Origin of the sequence: Fuerstiella marisgermanici, assembly GCF_001983935.1 — a bacterium.
GTDB lineage: Bacteria > Planctomycetota > Planctomycetia > Planctomycetales > Planctomycetaceae > Fuerstiella > Fuerstiella marisgermanici.
This window is the reverse complement of sequence record NZ_CP017641.1, coordinates 856,492-877,924: the sequence shown is the minus strand read 5'-3', so window position 1 is coordinate 877,924 and position 21,433 is coordinate 856,492. Positions and strand designations below refer to the sequence as shown.

At 55.8% G+C, this 21,433-nt stretch carries 15 protein-coding genes; 9 read left to right on the top strand and 6 right to left on the bottom strand.

Going from position 1 to position 21,433, the window contains the following annotated elements; genetic code table 11:
• Window positions 1–54 precede the first annotated feature (54 nt).
• Entirely contained in the window at window positions 55–1,431 is a 1,377-nt protein-coding gene (locus Fuma_RS03245; RefSeq protein ID WP_414655200.1) for a sulfatase-like hydrolase/transferase, read from the bottom strand.
• Window positions 1,432–1,680: 249 nt separating this feature from the next.
• The gene (locus Fuma_RS03240; RefSeq protein ID WP_077028076.1) at window positions 1,681–5,106 is read right to left on the bottom strand and encodes a PVC-type heme-binding CxxCH protein; all 3,426 of its coding nucleotides are present in this window, start codon (window positions 5,104–5,106) and stop codon (window positions 1,681–1,683) included.
• A 372-nt stretch (window positions 5,107–5,478) separates the two neighbouring features.
• Between Fuma_RS03240 and Fuma_RS03235 the strand changes: the two genes are divergently transcribed.
• Together Fuma_RS03235 and Fuma_RS03230 are read left to right on the top strand one after the other, a co-directional pair.
• Complete coding sequence (locus Fuma_RS03235; RefSeq protein ID WP_145943945.1) at window positions 5,479–5,772, top strand: hypothetical protein; 294 nt, start codon at window positions 5,479–5,481, stop codon at window positions 5,770–5,772.
• Between the two features lie 196 nt (window positions 5,773–5,968).
• Complete coding sequence (locus tag Fuma_RS03230; RefSeq protein WP_077022868.1) at window positions 5,969–6,697, top strand: hypothetical protein; 729 nt, start codon at window positions 5,969–5,971, stop codon at window positions 6,695–6,697.
• On the opposite strand, the gene Fuma_RS03225 is transcribed toward Fuma_RS03230, so the two are convergent.
• The 4 genes from Fuma_RS03225 to Fuma_RS36390 all read right to left on the bottom strand — a co-directional run bounded on the left by Fuma_RS03225 (window position 6,657) and on the right by Fuma_RS36390 (window position 10,363).
• Window positions 6,657–7,982, bottom strand: a complete 1,326-nt coding sequence (locus tag Fuma_RS03225; protein ID WP_077022867.1) for a glycosyltransferase family 39 protein — start codon at window positions 7,980–7,982, stop codon at window positions 6,657–6,659. The two genes, Fuma_RS03230 and Fuma_RS03225, sit on opposite strands and share 41 nt — an antisense overlap.
• Window positions 7,979–9,226 carry an aldose 1-epimerase family protein gene (locus Fuma_RS03220; RefSeq protein WP_077022866.1) on the bottom strand — a complete coding sequence of 416 codons (1,248 nt, stop codon included), beginning with the start codon at window positions 9,224–9,226 and terminating at the stop codon, window positions 7,979–7,981. The genes Fuma_RS03225 and Fuma_RS03220 overlap by 4 nt, the downstream gene beginning before the upstream one ends.
• A 381-nt stretch (window positions 9,227–9,607) precedes the next feature.
• Window positions 9,608–10,228 (bottom strand): DUF1559 family PulG-like putative transporter, encoded by a 621-nt coding sequence (locus Fuma_RS03215; protein WP_229360980.1) that lies wholly within the window; start codon window positions 10,226–10,228, stop codon window positions 9,608–9,610.
• A 12-nt stretch (window positions 10,229–10,240) separates the two neighbouring features.
• A complete protein-coding gene (locus tag Fuma_RS36390) occupies window positions 10,241–10,363 on the bottom strand; it encodes a hypothetical protein (protein WP_257787787.1) in 123 nt (40 codons plus the stop codon).
• Window positions 10,364–10,617: 254 nt separating this feature from the next.
• Here Fuma_RS36390 and Fuma_RS03210 point away from each other — a divergent pair, with 254 nt between their 5' ends.
• The 7 genes from Fuma_RS03210 (at window position 10,618) to Fuma_RS03180 (ending at window position 21,379) form a co-directional block, all read left to right on the top strand.
• Window positions 10,618–11,004 (top strand): hypothetical protein, encoded by a 387-nt coding sequence (locus tag Fuma_RS03210; protein WP_145943943.1) that lies wholly within the window; start codon window positions 10,618–10,620, stop codon window positions 11,002–11,004.
• 100 nt (window positions 11,005–11,104) lie between these two features.
• A complete protein-coding gene (locus Fuma_RS03205) occupies window positions 11,105–13,942 on the top strand; it encodes a tetratricopeptide repeat protein (protein ID WP_083731770.1) in 2,838 nt (945 codons plus the stop codon).
• Window positions 13,939–15,780 carry a CRTAC1 family protein gene (locus tag Fuma_RS03200; protein ID WP_077022863.1) on the top strand — a complete coding sequence of 614 codons (1,842 nt, stop codon included), beginning with the start codon at window positions 13,939–13,941 and terminating at the stop codon, window positions 15,778–15,780. Before Fuma_RS03205 ends, Fuma_RS03200 begins: the two co-directional genes overlap by 4 nt.
• 148 nt (window positions 15,781–15,928) lie before the next feature.
• A complete protein-coding gene (locus Fuma_RS03195; protein ID WP_145943941.1) occupies window positions 15,929–17,143 on the top strand; it encodes a molybdopterin molybdotransferase MoeA in 1,215 nt (404 codons plus the stop codon).
• A 155-nt stretch (window positions 17,144–17,298) separates the two neighbouring features.
• Window positions 17,299–19,143, top strand: a complete 1,845-nt coding sequence (mnmG, locus tag Fuma_RS03190; RefSeq protein WP_077022862.1) for a tRNA uridine-5-carboxymethylaminomethyl(34) synthesis enzyme MnmG — start codon at window positions 17,299–17,301, stop codon at window positions 19,141–19,143.
• Between the two features lie 402 nt (window positions 19,144–19,545).
• On the top strand, window positions 19,546–20,124 hold the full coding sequence (locus Fuma_RS03185) for a response regulator (protein WP_077022861.1): 579 nt from the start codon (window positions 19,546–19,548) through the stop codon (window positions 20,122–20,124).
• An 88-nt stretch (window positions 20,125–20,212) separates the two neighbouring features.
• Window positions 20,213–21,379: a sensor histidine kinase gene (locus Fuma_RS03180; RefSeq protein ID WP_077022860.1), complete on the top strand. Its 1,167-nt coding sequence runs from the start codon at window positions 20,213–20,215 to the stop codon at window positions 21,377–21,379.
• Window positions 21,380–21,433 lie beyond the last annotated feature (54 nt).

Here is a 21,433-nt window from a genome sequence, read left to right as displayed (position 1 = left end):
TGTAGTCAGTGTTCTCGCGTGGCACTCCGCCACATCGAATCACCAGTGTGGGAATTACTTTTCTCGTAGCGACGAGAAATATCTTGAGTCTGGACCGTTTGGCAGTGTGGCCTTCCAGTCTGCCAGCTTCCTGCTCAACGCTGCAACAACTTGTGGGTGTGCATCGTGAAGGTCGTTCTTCTCGTAGACGTCTTCCACGATATTGTAGAGTTCCACGTGTGTTGAATCGTCGTCCGCGAGAAGTTTCCACTGCTGGTCGACGATCACATAGTCTACCCAGTGAAACGAATTCGCCTGCTGTGGCTTGCCACGTCCCGTCATCTTCCAGAAAAGCGGATTGCTGCGGCCGTCACGTGAGTCGCCCAACAGTCCGGCCAATTGGCTTAACCCGTCGGGCTTGTATGAGGCAGGCAAGTGGACTTTCCCGACTTCACAGAATGTGGGAAGCAGATCGACGGCGGAAATCAACAGGCGGTCGTCAACTTTGCCCGCCCCAACTTTGCCAGGCCAGCGGACGATAAATGGAACGTTGATGCCGCCTTCAAACAGCGACGCCTTGTAGCCCTTTCGCCCGGCTGTGATGCCCTTCGACGCCGCAATGCCGAACCCGGCACCAGTTGCCGTATCGTAACTTAGCGATAGCGGTGCGTTTAGTTTTCCGCGAGCAGGGCCGTTGTCAGAACTGAACACGACCAGAGTGTTGTCTGTAAGATTCAGCCGATCCAAAGCATCCAGAACTTCACCGATGCGATCGTCCGCGTGCGATAGCACAGATGCATAGATCTCATCCGCTTCGTCAAGACCGCTGTTTCTAAACCGCCACCGGTATTTCGGAACAACGTGAAACGGAGTGTGCGGTTCGTGAATCCAGAGGTTAATGAAGAAGGGCTTGTTGGCTTGCTGACTGGCTTCGATAAATTGAATGGCATTCGCCGCGTCTTCATGAACGGGCATCTGTTCGCCCGAACAATTAAAGGCGCCGTATGTGTCGTAACCGTATTCACCAGGTGATGGCGAATCGGGAATCATATCGTTCGACAGATGCCATTTGCCGAAATGGGCCGTTGCGTATCCGGCTTGTTGCAGCAGTCTCGGCAACGTCACGCAGTCCGTCGCCAGCCAGTCCGGCATATTCCGTTTCGCATTGCTGGGCACCCATGCGAAGTGCCCGTCAATGTTGTAGCGAGCCGGAAAATGTCCGGTCATAACGGCCGCTCGGCTGGGTGAGCATACGCCACTGGCAACTGTAAACCGGTGATAGTCGGTCCCTTCCTTCGCCAGCCGATCAATATTGGGCGTTTTAACGTACGGATGCCCGTGGCAGCTTAAGTCGCCCCAGCCCCAGTCGTCGGCAAAGATAAAGAGGATATTCGTACGATCATCCGCGACTGCAACAGACGGAAGTATTCTGAACAGCGTGATCGCAAGCAGGACTTGTAGCTTCACGAATCTCAGCCCCTTTCATGCTGGAAGGATATTCATCAATTGCCGTGGGCTGATTGGTGCTAACGGCGAAGCAAAGTCGGCGTCACACCAGCCGGTGGTATTGTCAGTGCGTCAGCATCAGCCAGAACGGCAACTTGTCGTGGGGCTCGCCAGAGTTTCTGCGATTTGGTCGCAGATCGGAATTTCTGGCGAAGGCCACAACTTCCCAATGCGTGGAGCCCCTCTATGTAACGCCTACCGTTTTCGAACTTCGATGACGTACTTCATCAGGTCATCAAACTCCTGGCGATTCTTCAACAGACGCACGAGATTCGCCGGCATCAATGAAACTTTTGATTCGACGACTTCGTCAATCTCGTCGATGGCAATCGTAATGGGCTTCGGCTGCGCGAGGTTTCGCAGCACGATCTCTTTGTCGTTTTCAGATACTCGAATGCCGGTGATGACTTTGCCCTCATCGGTCACGACAGTCACTTGAGCGAACTCTTTGTCGATCTTCTGAGACGGGTCGAGTATCGATTTCACAAGGTCTTCGTGCGTCATCTTTGTGGCCACCTTCGTCAGGTCGGGCCCCAATCGAGGCGTACCGGTGGGTGGATCATGGCACGCGAAGCACGCTGCTGAAGATCGGTAGAACAACTCCTTGCCGCGAGAAGCCTTCCCGTTCGCGATGGCATCTTCAACAAGCTTAGCCGTCGGCTGACTGAGCAATTCCTTTTCGAGTTCCAGGTTAGCGATAGCTTCTTCCGCCTCATCGCCCGGCATCATCAGTTCTTTTTCGAGCGGATGTTGCTCAAGCAATTCTTCCGGCTTCCAGAAGACACTGCGGCCCGCAGTTTCGGCTCGAACCTTCGCGACAGTCTTCGCGTCAATCACGGACGCCTTATTGCCCCACGTGTTGCGGACAAACGTCAGAACTGCTGCAAGTTCATCATCCTTGAGCAGATCACGGAACGCGGTCATGGGCGGCACACCGCGGGCAGGGTCGTAAGTCTTGCCTCGTACCGTGAGTTTGCCCCACATGCCATGCAGAGCCAGCTTAACCAGCCGGTCTTCGCTGCCAGTGACCCACGGACTTCCGACCAGCGTCGGATAGACGATGCCGTTGCCCTGCCCGTTCGTTAGATGACAAGTGGCGCAATGTGACTCACGCTGAAAAATTGAAGCACCGGTCTGATAGATCTTGTGGTACTTCTTATCGAGGTGCCGTGGCGATCGATACTTCACGAGTTTCAGTTCGGGCGGAGCCGCGAATTCTGTGGCTCCTTTAAGATCGACATTGTCCCACACATGCTGAACGGTCTTCGCCGCGACGGCAGCGTGCGGGACTTCGGAATTCACCAGCGAGTGAAGTAGCTCTTTGTTCTGCACGTGGTGCTGCTGGTGCATCCACAATGCTTCGAGAAGATGGTGCGCTTCGGTTTCGTCATTGGGATCAAAGTTCGCCATCCATTGTTGAGTCGCCGCGATCACTTCGCCGGAATCGCGATTACTAAGTTCCACTCGCGTACGATGACGGACACCATTCGCTGGGTGCTTGAGGTTGTCCAGTAGAGCTGCGATCGGTTCACCATCAATTGCAACCGGTTCCTGAAGGGGACGTCCTTTGGCGGTCAGCCGAAAGATGCGACCGTGCTTGTGGTCTCGACTGGGGTCGCGAATATTGTGTTGCATGTGGCCAATAATCATATTGTGCCAGTCAGCCACATACAGCGCGCCGTCGGCACCGATGACTGCATCGCTTGGTCGGAAGTTTCGGTCTTCGCCGTTCAGAAGTTCCATCCCGGGCGTTCCCCAGACGTGCCCATACGGTCGCCTGCCACCGTCGCCCCGATCGAGGTCGTACTGCTTGACGCCGAGGAAGCCGATCACATTCAGGATCAGGAAGTCCTCCTGCATGTCGTCTGGAAAGTGTGTCGATGAAAGAATTTCGTTCGCGGCAACCGGTCGAAATTCCTTCGTCAACAGAGTGTGCATGCGGAAGCCATTCTCATGCGGGCGCACCTGATACGACTTGCCGCCCGTCCCGTCGTTGGCGTAACAATAGCCCCAGCGGTCAAAACTGATCCCATGCGGATTAGGACTGTTCGCAGCGATTGGAGTGATCGCAAATGTGCGAGGATCGAATCGATACATCCCCGATCCGCCGGTGGTGAGATTCCGCTTCCACGGCGTTTCGTGGTTGTGAACCAGGAAGATACCACTCTGCCAATAGATGCCGCCGTCCGGTCCATAGATTAGATTATTCGCGGCGTGATGAGTGTCTGAAGTGCCCAGCCCCTGAAGCAGCGGATAGCGAACATCGGCTTTGTCGTCACCGTCGGTATCCTTCAGAAAGAGAAGATCCGGACCAGAAGTGACCACAACACCGCCACCCCAAAATTCGAATCCGAGCGGGTTGTGCACGTGAGCGAAGATCTTTCGCTTGTCGGCGACACCGTCATGATCGGTGTCTTCAAAGATCATCAGGCTGTCTTTGAGTTCCTGACCGGGTTCCCATTTCGGATACGAATTCCAGCTCGCCGCCCAAAGCCGCCCTTTTGCATCGACCTGCATCTGCACAGGATTGGCCAGATCCGGAAACTGAACTTCCGAAGCGAAGATGTTCAGCTCAAAGCCATCAGGCACATTAATTTTCGCGAGGCTTTCTTCCGGACTAAGATAGTCGGTGCTGCCTTCTTTTTCGGCGCTCGAACTGCGACTCCCGCCGCCCACGTTTGAGATCACTTCAATCGGTGGAGGAACGTTGCTGTCATCCGCAGCGATCTGCCTGCCCTCGGCGGCCGCCCAAATTACGACGTCGCGATTCGCAGTCATCTGATCGAGCATTTTGAGCTCGTGCGTCAGCACTTCTGCATTTGTCTGACCGTCAACAAAGCTTAGAACTGATCGCGATCCCCAGACATCATTTCCGTCCGTCGCTCGATACCGGTTGTGCCAGTGCCAGTTCTTGTCCTCAACAGCAGCATACAGTTGGGTAAGCTCTTTCGCTGTCGGCGCGGGCTTGTTCAGCAAACGCTGCGATATGATGCCAGCAAGGTTTCGGTAGCCAGTCGCATTCAAATGGATCCCGTTCAACGTCTGTTGTGCCTCAGTGGATTCGAACAGTTGCAGTGTCGGCGAATACAGATCGACGAATGTTGCCTTCGCCGCAGTGGCGGCCTGGCGAGTGGCCTCGGTAAACGCTTTCAAATTGGCATTCAGTTGGATTCCGTCCGGAAGGTGCGGACTGCCCGTGTTTTCATAGGCGATCGGGCTGAACAAAACGAATCTCGCGTCGACACCTTTCTCTTTGCGTAACGCTCGATACTTTTCGACCAGACTAACCAGTTCGTCCTGGTACGCCTTCGCACCACTCGGTCCGGCATGCGATTCGTTGTAGCCGTACATGATGAAGACGACGCTCGGAGCCACATGCTGCAGGTATTCCATATCGTTCGTGAAGCCTTTGTTGCGAGGCCGCTGGTTCACCATGTCGCCGGAGAAACTCATATTCCGAAACCGAACATTCATCCCCTTCAGGTGGGCCTGAAGGACAGTTTCAACCCACGGATCGTGCTGCATGCGGTCCGCCAGCCCGTTGCCGTAGATGGCAACAACGTCGTCTTTTTGGAACTCGAAGGAGTCGGCCGACACTTGAGCCTGAGTGACAAACAGCATCAGAATCAGGACGACGAGGCAGCGGCAGATCTGTCGCATTGAGTTGTAAATCGGTGGATATGGCATGCAGGTGGCCTTTGAGACAATGCCGTTGACAGAGTGCTGTTTTGCAAGCCAACGGCACTCGGATGAAGAATGCATTTTGACGAAAATGGCGAGAATAAACTCGCACAATGTTTCGCAGTTGTTCATCAGCATATCGAACGCAGAAATTGTTGCAGTTCCAGCACGTGCAATCCCAGTAAATATCAACAGAAACTGCCGAACTACATGCAAATTCGTAGTAGAGACGCCGTCGCAATGTTGAATGCCGTCGTGCTTTCTGGCACGCAATCCGGGTCGCACAGTAAATAGGTTTCGGCGAGCCTAAACGTGCTGACACCAAAATACAGTGAGACAACCACGCCGAAAACGAGCATGATCTTCGGCAAGCTGATGGCCGCGTTGCTGGCTATCAGCGACATAGCCTCATTCTTCCAACGACAGATACGCGCAGATAAAAACCGGCTCAATCTGCCGGTGAATCTGTGTGGCGACATCCTGCAGGGCACTTCCAGTCGGGCCTTGTCCCCCGACAACCATATCCAGCTGCCTGAAACCCAATTTGGCGTCGCAAGTCGCAATTTCACAGTGTTCCCGCACATCGCCTGCGTGGCCACCCGATGACTAAACAGCGGCTTCGCAGATTACGGACGGAACGGAGACAAGTGTCGAGCAGTCACGCCACGACAGACGACGGAAAAAGTATCGGCGGTTCGTTTTACGCTGAAGGCATGATTTGCCTGCCTTAGCCACTCAGTTCCAAGCCCACGTTCAACACTGCCGCCTTCGGACTGCAACACCAAACGACAAGAGTCCCGCCATGCTAAAACTCGCCACTAAATTCTTACCGCAGCCAGAAGCGTTTCAGCAGGCATTCGACGCTGGATTCCGCAACGCGGAACTGTATCTGAACGCAGCAGTGCTTGAGCAAGCAGACGAAGTGATCGCGATGGCGCGGCGATTCGACATGAACTACGCCATGCACTTCCCCAATAAGCCGGAACTATCTGCCGACCATTTGCAGGCCTGTTGCCGATTGTTTGATGAACTAAGCGTGTCTGCAGTGGTCATCCACCCGCCCATGATGAAGCGCTACGGCGATTTGGTGAAAGCCATTCATCCGAACATCGTGTTGGGAGTTGAAACCATGCGAGTCCCGCCAGACGAACTTGTTGAATGGGCTCTGCGTCACGGTTCGGTCACTTTGGATATGGAACACATCTGGAAGTTTAGCCTTCAGGACGCACCGTTAGAAAAAATGTTCGACGTCGTAAGCAACATCTTTCAGCGGGCCGCAGAATGCGTCGTACATGTCCACATGCCGGGCTACCTGCCGGGCCCGCTTGAGCACCGACCGATGTACACATCACGCGAATTCTGCATGGGCATTTTCGACATTCTGGCCGACCACAATTTCGCGGGGCTGGTGGTATCGGAAGTCGACATGGAATTCCAGAACCCGATTGAATTAAAGATGGATACACTGCTATTCGAGCGCTGGCAGCAACTCAGGAAGGCTGCTGCGCCGGCTGCCGAAACCAACCGGTGAATCTGCCGACACCGATGCCGCACAACGCATATAGCACAAACAACTGAGGCACCACAAAGCGACCTTCTACCGACCACGTTAACGCCACAGCACTCGCATTGGTCAGCAACAGTCCAACAAGAATTCGTGTCGCCGTCGACCGCCAGGAACCGACCGCGCCGATTGAGGCGAGCAACAGCACCAGGCCTTCCACCAAATTGTGCGGCCGGAATTCACTGTACACTTTCATCGCTGCCAACGCGGGCAGCTTCGCCGTGTTAGAGCGAATCCATTCTCCGGCTTTGGCTTTGCTCGCGTCTGCGATCGCCAGTTCTTTGGCAACGCCAGTTTTCCCCTCGAGGTCAGCGTCAGCAAAGAAGTCACTGCTGGACAGATTCTGCCACACACCAAAATGCTGCCACGCGACGTCGCTGTAGCCAGCGGAAAGTTCCATCAACCCCTGAGTCCCCAGCGGAGCGAACCGGTCTAGCAGCAACACGTTTCTGACGGCCCATGGCAGCACTGTCAGAAAAACGCAACTCAGGAAAACCACGCCGCCTTGAGCAGTATTCCACAAGCTTGCACGATGCGTCCGCCGCTGAATAAGCAACAGGATGAGCACCAACCCGGGAAGCCACAGCACGACAATTGACCGCGTCGCAACCGAAAGTCCGGTCACCAGTCCGGCCAAGGCGACCTCCCGATACCGAAACTGTTTGCACAATCGAAGCGACAGCAATGTCAGCAGCGTCGCCAGCAGGCAGGCCAGCGGTTCGGTTAGCAATGCTCGAGCGTACAGACGAGTCCTCACATCGACACACAGCAGCAGCACAGCGAACGCAGCCGCCAGCAACCCAACCTCGCGACTCACGTACCACGCAACGAATCCGGCAGTCGCGGCCATCAGCAGAATGTTCAGGCTACGAAGCACGTAGAACTGCCGACCGAACACCAGATTCCCGGCGGCCGTGATGACCGGCATCAGCGGCGGGCGAAAGGCGACCGGGCCCTGCTGCGTTGATGGCAAGTCGAATAGCTCAGGCTGAGTCTGCGCCGCTGTGTCGTACGGTGTTCGAAATTCCGCGTCAGAGTAATCGATCGCAAAGCCGTCGCCGTGGCATAGTTCCCAGGCAATGGAATCGTAACTGGGTTCGTCGCCGGAAGTCGACGGCGGTGCATTCAATCCGAAGCGAAGACTGACCCACGCAAAAAGAACTGCCGCCACAACAGCGAACGTGGCCAAGCCTAATTTGCACGCGAACCAGCGGCTGACCGGCGGTGAAGCGACCGTGGGTGCTGGCGTCATTGTCGTGGTGTGGTTGTTGAATTCGGACTGTCGATCCCCTGCCCGGACATCTGCAAAACCGTTATCTGGTTGATCGCTGCCTCGACTGCATTCCCTCCCGAATGAAGACCAAACGTCAGCGTCATTTCGCGACTTTCACCCGGGGCCAGTTTGGGGACGCGTCCCGCTTCCCGTTCCACGCTTCGGTTGTTGGGGTAGTTAGTACCGGGCTCGATACCAGTCACGTAGCCGTCGGCCGCCGCGCCGGTGTTCTTCCAGACAGTTAGATACGGAAGCTGCTTTATTGACCAGCCGATCGAAGCCGCCTGAGCCGTTGCGCGGTTGACCAGTAGCGCCATCGTGTGGCCATTGTGATCGGCCTTCGGTTTCAACAGATAAACCTGCTCAACAAATCCGGCCGTCGGGCCCTCATATTTCGACCAGTTTTTCATGCCAGCAGCGGCGTGATCATTAAACGGCGTCACGTTGTGAGTCGGCACCAGCACTTCCGCTCCTGCGGCCAGCAGCGGACTGCCGAAATTCGCGTGGTATAACAGCTGGAATTCCTGTTCCTGAGCTCCCTTATTTGTGATCGTATCGTTCAGCTGGAAGGTGTTTTCGCCGGGCAACACAACCAATTCTGTCTGAAGCTGTAGCTTCGGACCAAACAGAAACGATTCATACACCTGCCCCTTCACTCGCAACGCAAACGGTGGTTTCCGATCAACGACGACTTCCACCTTGCTGGCAGGAATGTTGGCAATTTTGCCGTGCAGAGTCAGTTCCATCTCGGCTTCGTCGCCGACGTTGTTGATGAATTTATCTGTGCCGGGGTGCCCGTTGTTTTCCAAACCGCAACGGCACAGAAATTCGTTGAAGCCTTCCAACCAGCCAAGCCCACCTCGACTGGCGAGATTCACGAACTGAGGGTTCACCACCTCTTTGACCGGACTATCCCATTTTAGTTGCAGGTCACCCGATGTGACTTTCAGGATGCCCATGCCGCGAGTCGGGCACAGGACAATCTGCATCACCCCGTTGTCGACGGTGATGATATCCACGCCTTCCTGCCGTCCGCCTCGCAACGTTTCTTTCGTGATTGACCAATCGTGTTCGCAGTTGGGCGTGACTTGTCGGCTGTCGGCAGACCAGATTTCATCGTTCACGGATTCGGCGGTCGACGTGAGCGTTTCGTGAAACGGCTCCTGAGCGAACGCCACGTGGCTGGAAAGACAAAGGGCGAATGCAAGTGGAAGGGTACGCATGGCGAACTGTCCCGTTCAGAAAGTGGAGTTGTCGTGACGATTCGGTTTTAGAACCCCTAACAAAACCTGTGTGGCCGCGTTGTGACGACAGTGGTCGAGATGCAAGGAATAGTGACGAGGCGACAGATGTCGTCGAGGAGCGCTGACGCCGCAGATCGGCTACTGTCGTCACAACCCTCCGGCCGCTTGTGGTTCCGCCTCAGGCGGCGGCGTTCGTCGTCGACGACATTTGTCGCCGCCTCCTCACTTCTTGCCTGAAACGAAACCACAAACGTCGCGGCTCACACAGGTTTGGTTAGGGGTTCTTAGTCAAAGTCGCGCCGACTTTTGACGAAACTCTACGCAGGTTTTGCGATGACGGCAAACGACTGCCATCGACGCTCACTCCTTAATTGGCCGATCACGCCCGTCTTCAATCTCTTGTGCGCCACCCGGGAGTTCCTGATCACTGTCTATCAGCAGCATGTTGCGGACTTCGTCTTCGGTCAATTCCATGCTTAGCGTGACGGTGCTGCCGTCCACCATCGCTACGGCGGGAGGCTGCAGCCAACTGCTGATTCCGTCGGCCGGATAATCCTTCAACGTCATCGGCATCGTGCTGAAATCCAGGTCACGCGGCTCCGTCCACAAAATTCCGCTGCCCACATTCTCGACGACGCGGATTGTCCGGCCAGCCGTTTCTTCCATCATTTCGTGAGTCATCATACGACCAGCTGGCCACGGCGTGCCTTCCCCGACGACGGCAAGATAATTCGTCGCGATTCCGCCATCATCATCGACGCCGTGCAACAGGTAGGTGCGAGGGCGTCTCGCCGCGAGCTGCAAGTTACCTGGGCTGTCCCACGGTTTCGAAAAATCGTATTGCTCGTACAGTTGGCGTTGATCCAAATACGGGAGCAACAGGACTCGCCAACTATGCATCGGCTTTCCGTTTTCATCAGCAATATACGGCGGCGGATAGCAGCCGTATTGATCATGGTAGTTCGCGAGCGCGAGACTAATTGTTTTCAGGTTTCACTTGTCGGCTGTCTTCTTCGCGGCATTCCGAGCCTGCTGTACGGCACCGCCCAACATGACGGCCGCGCCGATCGCGATCGGCAAACATCCCAGGGCAAACCATTTCTTCTTTCCCGTCATCTCAAATGCCTTGCGAAGTGTGTCCGCGGCTAGTCGTTTAACCGGTAGCCGCAGGCACAGGTGTCGTTGAAGGGAGTGGAATTGCAGCGGAAGCTGCCAACTCATAAACACGCGTGACGGCACTGCCTGCGCCCGCGGCTGCGGGTTAAAACAAGTTGTATCAGTGATTTTTGACGAATTCCAACTCACAAAACAGCGTGCGATAGCGTAACATGCTGAGAGCGGCTTGTATTTTTGCTCCGACGGCAGCCCGGATGATTCAGAATTCTGTCAAAACTCTGACGATAATCTGCCTGGCGATGTTTGCGACATCGTTCGCTCAGGCTTCGTGTGGCGAATATTTGTACACGAAGCACAGCAAGCCGATGCATGCTTCGGTACACGACAAAACAGAAGCCGCCCCCGCAACGGAATCGAAGCCGCAGCCCTGTTCCGGGCCGCATTGCCGCCAGAAGCAGGATTTTCCGCAGCGAGACCTGCCAGTGATCGGTTCGAGCGTGAGTGTCAATGATGGCCTGACGCCTGCAAAGACGACGGCACCAGTCGCAAATCGCTCAGCCATGCGTGTGCGAGAAATCGCGCCAACGCAGCGACGAGGGTTCCCTCTGCGAATGCTTCGTCCACCAGAATTCACCGTTTGAAGTTCCCTTCGTTGATCAGTGCGAGTTCGTTCTGCGCTGATCCGTACGCTTCAATGTCTGTGGCCATTTGAAACTGGCCGCATGGTGAATTGCATCTTCCATGACTTCTGAAACTGCATCCGCTGCGCCTGATCGTGCGCCAGCGGAAAAGAAAATCGTTCGCAAGGCGATTGGACCGCGTCTGCGCATTGTCTTCAACATCATGCTGGTACTGCTGGCGCTGATCGCCGCAAACAGCGCGTACCTGATCGGCGTGAAGACGCTGGAATGGTGGACGCATCAAACGTATCAGGACTACTTCTACATCTGCATGTTCCTGATGCACATCATCGTCGGGCTGATGATCGTTGTGCCGTTTCTGGCATTCGGCATCCTGCACATGCGAAACACCAAAGACCGCAAAATCCGCCGCACGGTCAATATCGGCTACGCCCTGTTTGCCGTTTGCATTGTGATCCTGCTAAGTGGCTTTGCACTTGTGCGTATCGAAGGCGTCCTCGACCTGAAGCACCCGGCGGCAAGGGCAACGATGTACTGGGCTCATGTGGCCTGTCCGATTGTTGGCCTGTGGCTGTACTGGCTGCATCGGCTGGTTGGTCCCAAAATGAGATGGAAGCAAGGCTTGGCATTTGGTGGCCTGGCAAGCGCAGCGGCGTTGATGATGATCGTCCTGCAGTCTCAGGATCCTCGACAGTGGAACGCCGTCGGCCCGGAATCCGGTACTGAGTATTTCAAACCTTCGCTGGCGCGAACGTCTTCGGGCAAATTCATTCCGGCAAAGACACTGGACATGAACCAATACTGCCTGAAGTGCCATCAGGATTCTCATAAAGAATGGTCCGACAGCGTTCATCGTTTCAGTTCGTTTAACAACCCGATGTATCTGGCCAGCGTGGCAGAAACTCGCGAGCTGTCGTTAAAACGAGATGGCAGCGTCAAGGCGTCTCGCTGGTGCGCCGGCTGTCACGACCCCGTGCCGTTTTTCAGCGGTGCGTTCGATGACCCTGACTTCGACATGCTCAACCATCCGACATCGCAGTCAGGCATCACCTGCACCGTTTGTCACGCGGTCACGCATGTGAATAGCAGCGAAGGAAATGCTGACTTCACGATTGAGGAACCTCAGCATTACCCGTTTGCTCACAGTGACAACGAACTGCTGCAGTGGGTTAACAATCAACTGGTGAAGGCGAAGCCATCGTTTCACAAGAAAACGTTTCTGAAGCCGCTTCACAAGTCGGCGGAATTCTGCAGCAGTTGCCACAAAGTCAATCTGCCGTACGAACTGAACCACTACCGCGAATGGCTGCGTGGGCAGAATCATCATGACAGCTGGTTGCTAAGCGGCGTGTCGGGGCATGGAGCTCGCAGTTTTTACTATCCGCCCGAAGCGCAAAACAATTGCAACGAATGCCACATGCCGACTCATGCGTCGGACGATTTTGGTGCTCAGGTCTTTGACGAATCGGGGGAATTGAAAATTCACAATCATCTGTTCCCATCGGCCAACACCGCGATGGCCTGGCTGCGTGATCGCGAAGACATCGTGAAGGCGCATCAGGACTTCCTGAACGGCGTGATGCGAGTCGATCTGTTTGGAATTCGCAAAGGCGGCACAATCGATGGCGAACTGGTGGCTCCCATCGGCGCCAACGTGCCAACGCTGCAGCCGGGCGAACGATACCTGCTGGAAACCGTAATTCGCACGCTAAAGATGGGGCATCACTTCACTCAGGGCACGTCGGATTCGAACGAAATCTGGCTTGAAGTGACGGCGAAATCCGGCGATCGAATCGTCGGTGTCAGCGGGCAAATGCATGACGACAACAGCGTCGATCCGTGGTCACATTTCGTGAACACATTCATGCTGGATCGCTTTGGCAACCGCATCGACCGCCGAAACGCACAAGACATTTTTGTGCCGCTGTATAGTCATCAGATTCCGCCCGGAGCGGGCCAGACCGTGCACTATTCGCTTCAGGTTCCAGACGATGTCAACGCGCCGATCGATGTCACCGTGCGGTTGCTGTATCGCAAGTTCGATTCGACGTACATGGAGATCGTGGACAAATCGCTAACAGCAATGAAGGCGGAACCGATCCGTGGACACGTCGACGGGGAACCGTACCGTAACGAACTTCCAATCACCGTATTGGCTGAGGACCACGTCACATTTCCGGTGCAGGGCGTTGCGGACGTCGCAGCGACTCCTGAAGCGGACGACGGCTTTCCGGAATGGCAGCGGTGGAACGATTACGGCATCGGCATGCTGCTAAAAGGGAAGGCAGAACTTAAACAGGCGGCGGAAGCGTTCCGGAAGGTTGAAGAACTGGGCCGCTATGACGGGCCTCTGAATTTGGCTCGAGTATTGCTGCAGGAAGCAGGCGACGGCCAACTGGATGAAGCCGTCGCTGCCGTGAAGCGAGCGTCCGAACACACCGATCCCGCGGCTCCACCATGGACGCTGGCGTGGCTAAGCGGCGTGTTGAACACTCAGCAAGGCTACCACAAGCAGGCCGAAGAAAATTTCCGACAGGTGTTGAACTATCGCACGGCGGATACGGTTCGTCGCGGCTTCGATTTCAGCCGCGACTACGTGGTTAACAATTTGCTGGGGCAGGCGATCTTCACGCAGGCAACAAATATTCGAGGCGAACGGCGGGCGGATGAACGTCGAAGTCGGCTGGAAGAAGCAGTGGCGGTATTTCGGCGGACGCTGAAAGATGACAGCGAAAACGTCGACGCACATCACAACCTCGCTCAGCTGTACAGCCTTCTTGGCGACACCGAACTATCGGCCGAACATCGCCGCTTGCACACCAAGTACAAGCCCGATGACACGGCTCGCGGCCAGGCGGTCGGAATCGCTCGAAAGAAATACCCGGCGGCCAACGCGGCCGCGGAACCGCTGGTGATTTACGAATTGAAGGTTCAATGAGCAACGATATACCAGAAAACGATGACGTCGTCGGCAAGGCGATGAAGTTCTCAGTGGTTGTGCTGGCCCTGTTGGCAAGCGTGGCAGGGATCGCCTACGTGATGCAGCAGACCGAAGAAATTGCTGCGCCCGAAAAAGAAGAACAAAGTGCTCTGCCACAGGAACGGGAACTGCCGGAACTGCAAATTCCTGAGATCCGATTTACGGACATTACCCAGGCGGCCGGCATCGACTTCGTTCACAAAAACGGCGCGGCGGGTGAAAAGCTGCTGCCGGAAACGATGAGCGGCGGAGGAGCGTTCTTCGACTTCGACGGTGACGGCGATCAGGACATCGTCTGCGTGAACTCCACCGTCTGGCCGTGGACGACGCCTCAACCAACTGAGTTACCGACTCAGGCGTTGTATGAAAACGACGGAAAAGGAAACTTCACAAACGTCACGCCCGGTTCTGGGCTGGACGTTTCCTTTTACGGCAACGGAGTCGCCTGCGGCGATTTCGATAACGATGGCAAAGTCGATCTGTACTTCACGGCTGTGGGAAAGAATCGCCTGTTCCACAACCAGGGAGCTGGAAAGTTTGTCGACGTGACCGAAAAGGCCGGTGTTGCTGGGGCAGACGACCAGTGGGGAACGAGCTGCGGGTGGTTCGACTACGATCTCGACGGCGATCTGGATTTGATGGTGGCAAACTATTTGGAGTGGTCGCCGGAAAAAGACCGATCGATGGAGTTCACTCTTGATGGAAGCTTGCGAGCGTACGGACGTCCGACCGACTTTCGCGGCGCGTTTCCGGTGCTGTACCGCAACGACGGCGATGGCAAGTTTAGCGACGTATCGCAGGAAGCGGGCATCCAGATTGCCAATGCTGATACCGGCGAGCCGCTGGCCAAGTCCCTCGGCCTGACCTTCGCAGACGTAACGGCCGACGGTCGCCTGGACGTGATCATCGCGAACGATACTGTTCAAAATCTGCTGCTGATCAATCAACCAAACGGCTCATTCGCAGAAAACGCGGCCACGTCCGGCATCGCCTTCGACAACAGCGGGGGAGCTCGCGGCGCGATGGGCATCGATGCTGGATACTTTCGCAATACCGATGCGGTCGGCATCACGATCGGCAACTTTGCCAACGAAATGACGGCGTTGTACGTGTGCCAAACGCCTGGTTTGCCGCTGCCCGTGTTTCGTGACGAAGCGGTCAGTAACGGGATTGGCCCGGTGACGCGGGTTGAATTGACGTTCGGCGTGATGTTTGCAGACCTTGACCTGGACACGCGGCTGGACATCTTCGCCTGCAACGGGCATCTGGAAGACGACATTCAAAAAGTGCAGTCCAGCCAACACTACGAACAACCGCCTCAGGTTTTGTGGAATTGCGGCAGCGAGTACGACAACGAATTCATGGTGGTGCCGGACGACATTCTGGGACCGGAATTTGTGAAGCGGATGGTGGGCCGTGGGGCAACGCGAGCGGACATCGACGGTGATGGCGATGTGGACCTCTTATTGTTCGCATCCGGTAACAAACCCAGACTTCTGCGAAATGATCAGAGCACCGGCCATCACTGGCTGCGATTTCAATTGACAGGCACTTCGTCGAACCGAGATGCCATCGGTGCAACCGTGAAGGTAACGTTGCCGGACGACACCGTGCTAACCAGAACTGTGATGCCAACATGTAGTTACCAGTCACAGGTCGAATTACCTCTAACCTTCGGGCTGGGAGAATTTGACACTGTGAAGTCGGTAGAAATCACATGGCCCGGCGGCGAAACTCAGCAAGTGAACGTCCCGGACACAGACCGCGTGGTTAAAGTCACAGAAGGTCAAGCGTAAGCCACGACAAACCAAACCTGACATCGATGAAGCGTGTTTCATCCGCGTGCGTTTGCGTCCGGTTCACTTTCGTCGGGCTTCGATCTTGTTTGAATTTGAAGCTCCCGCGCCGCAGTTCGTCACCTATTCAACAATACACTCATTCATCATGCTCACTGTCGACGAAGCTCTTCAACAAATCCTTAAGCATGTGCAGCCCGGTCCTGCGGCTGCCGTCCCGTTGCAGGACTGCCTTAACCTTGTGCTCGCGGAAGATCTAAAAACGCCGCACGATTCGCCGCCTTTCGATAAAGCGATGATGGATGGCTTCGCCGTCAACAGCGCCGCGTTCGAAGAAGGCGTTGAACGAACGCTGGGAGTGCTGGAAACGATCACAGCTGGCACCGTTCCGAGCCATACCGCGAAAGACGATGCGGCGAGGATCATGACGGGCGCTCCGATTCCACTGGGCGCTGATTGCGTTGTACCGATCGAACGTGTTCAGTTCGACGAAGCTATGCCAGACTCAGTCGTTGTCAACGGCGGCGATGTTGCGGCGGAACGAAACGTCCTGCGGCAGGGTTCCGCGGCGAAGACAGGTGAGCCATTGATGGCGGCCGGGACGTTGCTGCAGCCTCAGCACATTGCTGTGCTGGCGGAATTCGGAGTTGCAAACGTGCCAACTTTCCGCCGTCCGACGATAAGCGTTCTTGCGACGGGTGACGAATTGCTGCCGATCGATCAGCCGCTTACGCCGGGGCGGATTCGCAATTCCAATGAACCGATGCTGGTTAGCCAGATTCAAAGAGCCCACGGAACGCCGGTCCCACTCGGAGTTGCCCGAGACACTCAGGACGACCTTCGACCGAAAATTCAGCAGGGCCTGGAATGCGATTTTCTGCTGTTGTCAGGAGGCGTCTCCGCCGGGACGCTGGACCTTGTGCCCGCCGAACTTCAGGCAGCGGGCGTTGAGCAGGTGTTCCACAAAATTCAGATGAAGCCCGGCAAACCACTTTGGTTTGGCCAATTGAAAACGGCTGACCGTCATTGCTGGGTATTCGGTTTGCCAGGCAACCCGGTCAGCAGCATGGTGTGTTTTGAACTGTTCGTGCGAGCGGCCATGAGGCAGTTTGCCGGGCACGCCAACCCGATGCCTCAAACCGTGCTGGGGCGGCTGACCGAAGATGTCACCGTCAAAGGCGATCGCCCGACTTATTTCCCGAGTCGCCTGGAGCAGACCGACGACGGCCTGACGGTAACCCCCGTTCCGTGGGGCGGATCCGCCGACCTGCGATCGACCGCTCAGGCCAATGCGATGAGCGTCCTGCAACCGCAGGCAGAAACCTACCGCGCGGGCCAAACCGTACCGACGATTTCGTGGTAATGGTAAGTTGGTGCAAAAGAAGGCGGGTTCTGCGAAAAGTCAGGCTTACGCATCGGTAACTCATTTCGCAGATCCGTATGATCTCACTCTGCGCGATGGGACGGCCTGTCCGCCCGCAGTGATTGAACGTCTGAACTACGAAAACTGTTTGCCTAATGAATTCCCCCTACGAATTTGACGTTGTTGTCGTCGGTGCCGGCCATGCCGGAGTGGAGGCTGCCCTGGCGGCGGCTCGACTTGGCGCCAAGACGGCCTTGCTGACGATGAGCTGCGATACGGTGGCTCAAATGAGCTGCAATCCTGCGATTGGCGGCGTCGCAAAGGGGCAGATTGTCCGTGAAATCGACGCTTTGGGCGGCGAAATGGGAAAGGTCATCGACGCCACCGGCATTCAGTTTCGAATGCTGAACAGCGGCAAAGGCCCGGCGATGCACAGCCCGCGAGCTCAGGCGGACAAAAAGGGCTACCAGTTCGAAATGAAGTGGCGAGTCGAGCAGCAGCCGAATCTGAGTCTGCGTCAGGAATTGATCGAAGGGCTGGAAACGGCCGACGGCAAAGTGGTCGGCGTGCGAGCTGCCGGAGGCGTCGTGTATTCTGCGAAGGCCGTCATCCTGACAACCGGCACCTTCCTGAAAGCGATCATGCACACGGGCGAAACGCAAACGGAAGGTGGGCGAGCGGGCGAAAAAGCGGCTCACGGTATGTCGGGCGAATTGCTGCAACTCGGCTTCGAACTCCAGCGATTCAAGACCGGCACTCCAGCTCGTATCAACGGTCGCACGATCGATTTTTCGAAATGCGAAGAACAGCCGGGCGACGAAATACCTCAGCCGTTTTCGTACATGACTGAACGGATCGAACAGGAACAAATCCCCTGTCACCTGACAGAAACGACGCCCGCAGTACACGATTTGATCAAAGCCAACCTGTCGCGGTCTCCCATGTATTCCGGTCAGATCGAATCGACCGGTCCACGATACTGCCCGTCCATTGAAGACAAGGTGGTTCGTTTCGCCGAAAAGCAATCGCACCAGATTTTTCTGGAACCAGAAGGCCGGAACACTCTGGAATACTACTGCAACGGGATTTCGACCAGCCTTCCGCGCGACGTTCAGGACGGCATGATCCGATTAATCCCCGGCTTGGAAAACGCCGACATCATGCGATTCGGTTACGCCGTCGAATACGACTTTGCACCGCCAACGCAACTGTTCCCTACGATGGAAACTCGCAAGGTTGAAGGCTTGTACTTTGCCGGCCAATTAAATGGCACGACGGGTTACGAAGAAGCGGCCGGACAGGGCTTACTGGCCGGGATCAACGCAGCTCTCAAAATCCGCGACGGCAGCGAATTCGTACTGGACAGAAACCAGGCGTATCTGGGAGTGCTCATTGACGACCTCGTCACCAAAGGCGTGGATGAACCGTATCGGATGTTCACGTCTCGAGCCGAATACCGGATGCTGTTAAGGCAGGACAACGCAGACCGGCGACTCACGCCACTCGGAATCGAACTCGGCACCGTCGACGAAACGCGAAAGCAGGCCTTTCTTACGTACGAAGCCGAAGTTCAGCGAGCGCTCGCTGCCGTCGAAACGCTCCGCTATCGTGGCAAATCGCTGAGCGAATGGTTACGTCGCCCGGAAACAACGTGGCACACGTTGGAAGAATACTGTCCGCAGCTTGCCGAAATGGGGCTGCCCGAACGCTGCACGCAGCACGCGGAGATAGAAGTCAAATATGCGGGCTATATCCGGCGGCAGGAGGGCGAAATTGCGAAGCTGCAGAAAGTCGACAGTATTCGGATCCCTGATTCGTTCCAATTCACCGGCGTGCCACAACTTCGCCACGAAGCGCGTGAGAAATTAAGCAAAATAAGTCCGTCCACCGTTGGTCAGGCGAGCCGGGTAAGCGGCATCACTCCGGCGGACATCGCAGTTTTGATGATGTATCTGAAGAACAGCGACCCGTCCGACCGTGCGACTTCGGTCTCGCCGTAACCTGTTTTACAGAAAGCGGTTGAGGTTCGCCCCAGACGCGGGAATCGCCGAAGCTGCCCGTCTTGCCAAACTCCAAATGGGCGACTTTCAGCAGTTTCTGCAAGTGAGTTAAACCGGGTGGACTACAGCACCAAACTGCCGTTGACCGACTTCCCGGTTTAGATACAATCGGCGGTGTTGAGGAACAAGAAAGCTAGGGGGACTACCATGAGTCAGTTGGTCTGGCGAGGTTCGACAGTTTGATTGTCCACACGAGCAGTGACGTCCGGGTGTTGGACTAGCTGTTACTTTGGGTCGAACTTTTTTTGTTCCTGGCGATACACGGATGGTATCCGACCGGGGTCGGATTTGCACAACTGCCGCAAGGCAGGTCATCGCTCATCACAGAACGGATTGTGAAGCATGAAGACAGTCTTTACGACAGGAGAAGCCGCGAAAATCTGCAAGGTAAGCCAGCAGACTATTATTCGCTGCTTTGACTCCGGTCAGCTCAAAGGATTTCGGGTACCAGGTTCTCGTTTTCGTCGCATTCCTCGCGACATTCTTTATAAGTTTATGAAGGATAACGGGATCCCCACAGACGCGCTGGAAAGCGGTAAACGCAAGGCGCTGATTGTGGACGACGATGAAGAATTGGTGGAATTGATCGTCGACGCCCTTGAGGCGGACGGTCGGTTCGAAACGCGAATGGCCAACAACGGCTTTGACGCGGGCATGATGGTAAAAGAGTATCATCCGGACATTATCGTTCTGGATGTGATGCTGCCGGACATCAACGGTAAAGAAGTGTGTCAGCGAGTCCGCAGCGATTCAGCATTGGATGACGTCCGTATCATTTGCATCAGTGGAATGGTTGAACAGGACAAGATCCAGGACCTGAAGGATTCCGGAGCCGATCATTTCATGCAGAAGCCGTTTGAGGTCGATGCGTTGATCGAGCGGATCTGTCGTCTGCTGGACATCGAGCAACTGACGGCATAGGATTTGGTACAGAAGCAGTACGGATTTTCCAGCGGTCGCCTTGGGGTGACCGCTGTTTTTATTTAGGTATGTGTCGAGTCCGGCTTGTATGAGCGCCAACAATCGAAGCTCGTTCACAGGGCCGGATGACAGTGACCAGGAAGACTGGGATCTGGAGATCCTGCAGGCTCTGGTCTCTCCTTCGACCGCTGAAGACGCCGCGCTGGCCTGCGCGGCGGCGTGGATGAATTTCGTCGGAGCCGACCGCGTTTCTGTGGCCGTTTTCGATTCCACGACCTCCTGCATCGTGGCTCATGGCCAGCGCGAAGACAGTCACCTGACGATCTACGTTGGGCGTGAGACCGCCGGTTTCGCCATGCTGATGCGGCCGGAGCGGCTGTACTCAAAGGGCGGTCCGTGTTCGATTGAAGATCCGAACCTGATCCTGTGCTGGCCGGAACACTTTTCGGTGGTGCTGGTGAATGTCGACGAAGCGACCGTTGACGAAGAACGCATCGAATTAATCCAGGATCTTAGCCGCAAGCTGCTGTCTCGCTGGACGACGCCGATCACGTCCTTCGCGAATCCCGAACACATGGAAGCCATGGCGGAGTTCGCTGCCGGTGCCGGCCATGAAATCAACAACCCGCTGGGCAGCATTATCGGCCAGACTCAGCTGCTGCTGAAACGTGAAGATCGAGCCGACCATCGGCAGGCGCTCGAAACCATCGGAGCTCAGGCCTGGCGAATCCGCGACATGATCGGCGACACCATGCTGTTCGCTCGCCCGCCACAGCCTGAATTTTCTCAGTGCGGTCTGGTCGGCATCACGAAGAAAATCGTATCCAACCTGAATGCAACATTCGGTCGCATCATCACGGTAACGGCCTCTCACGAAGACATTCTGGCCTTCGGCGACCAGGCTCAGCTTTCAACGCTAATTGCACACCTCATCCGCAACGCTTGTGAGGCCGTGCAGAATCTTGAAGGCGGTGGTCACGTGACGGTGGAAATTCGGCGTGAAGCGTCCTACGCGGCCAGCGTTTCTGTGACGGACAATGGGCCTGAGATCCCGGTGGAAATCCGTCGACATCTGTTTGATCCGTTCTATTCCGGCCGCCAGGCGGGACGCGGCCTGGGTTTCGGCCTGTGTCACTGCTGGCAAATTGTCCGAATGCATAATGGCATCCTGACTCAGGAAACCCTGGACACCGGCAATCGCTTTATCGCCGTACTGCCAATCGATACCGAAGCCAACTCTGCTAAGCCGTCGTGAGGCGCGTGAAGCAGAAAAGCAACAGGATCTACTGATCGCGACGAGCCCGGCTTG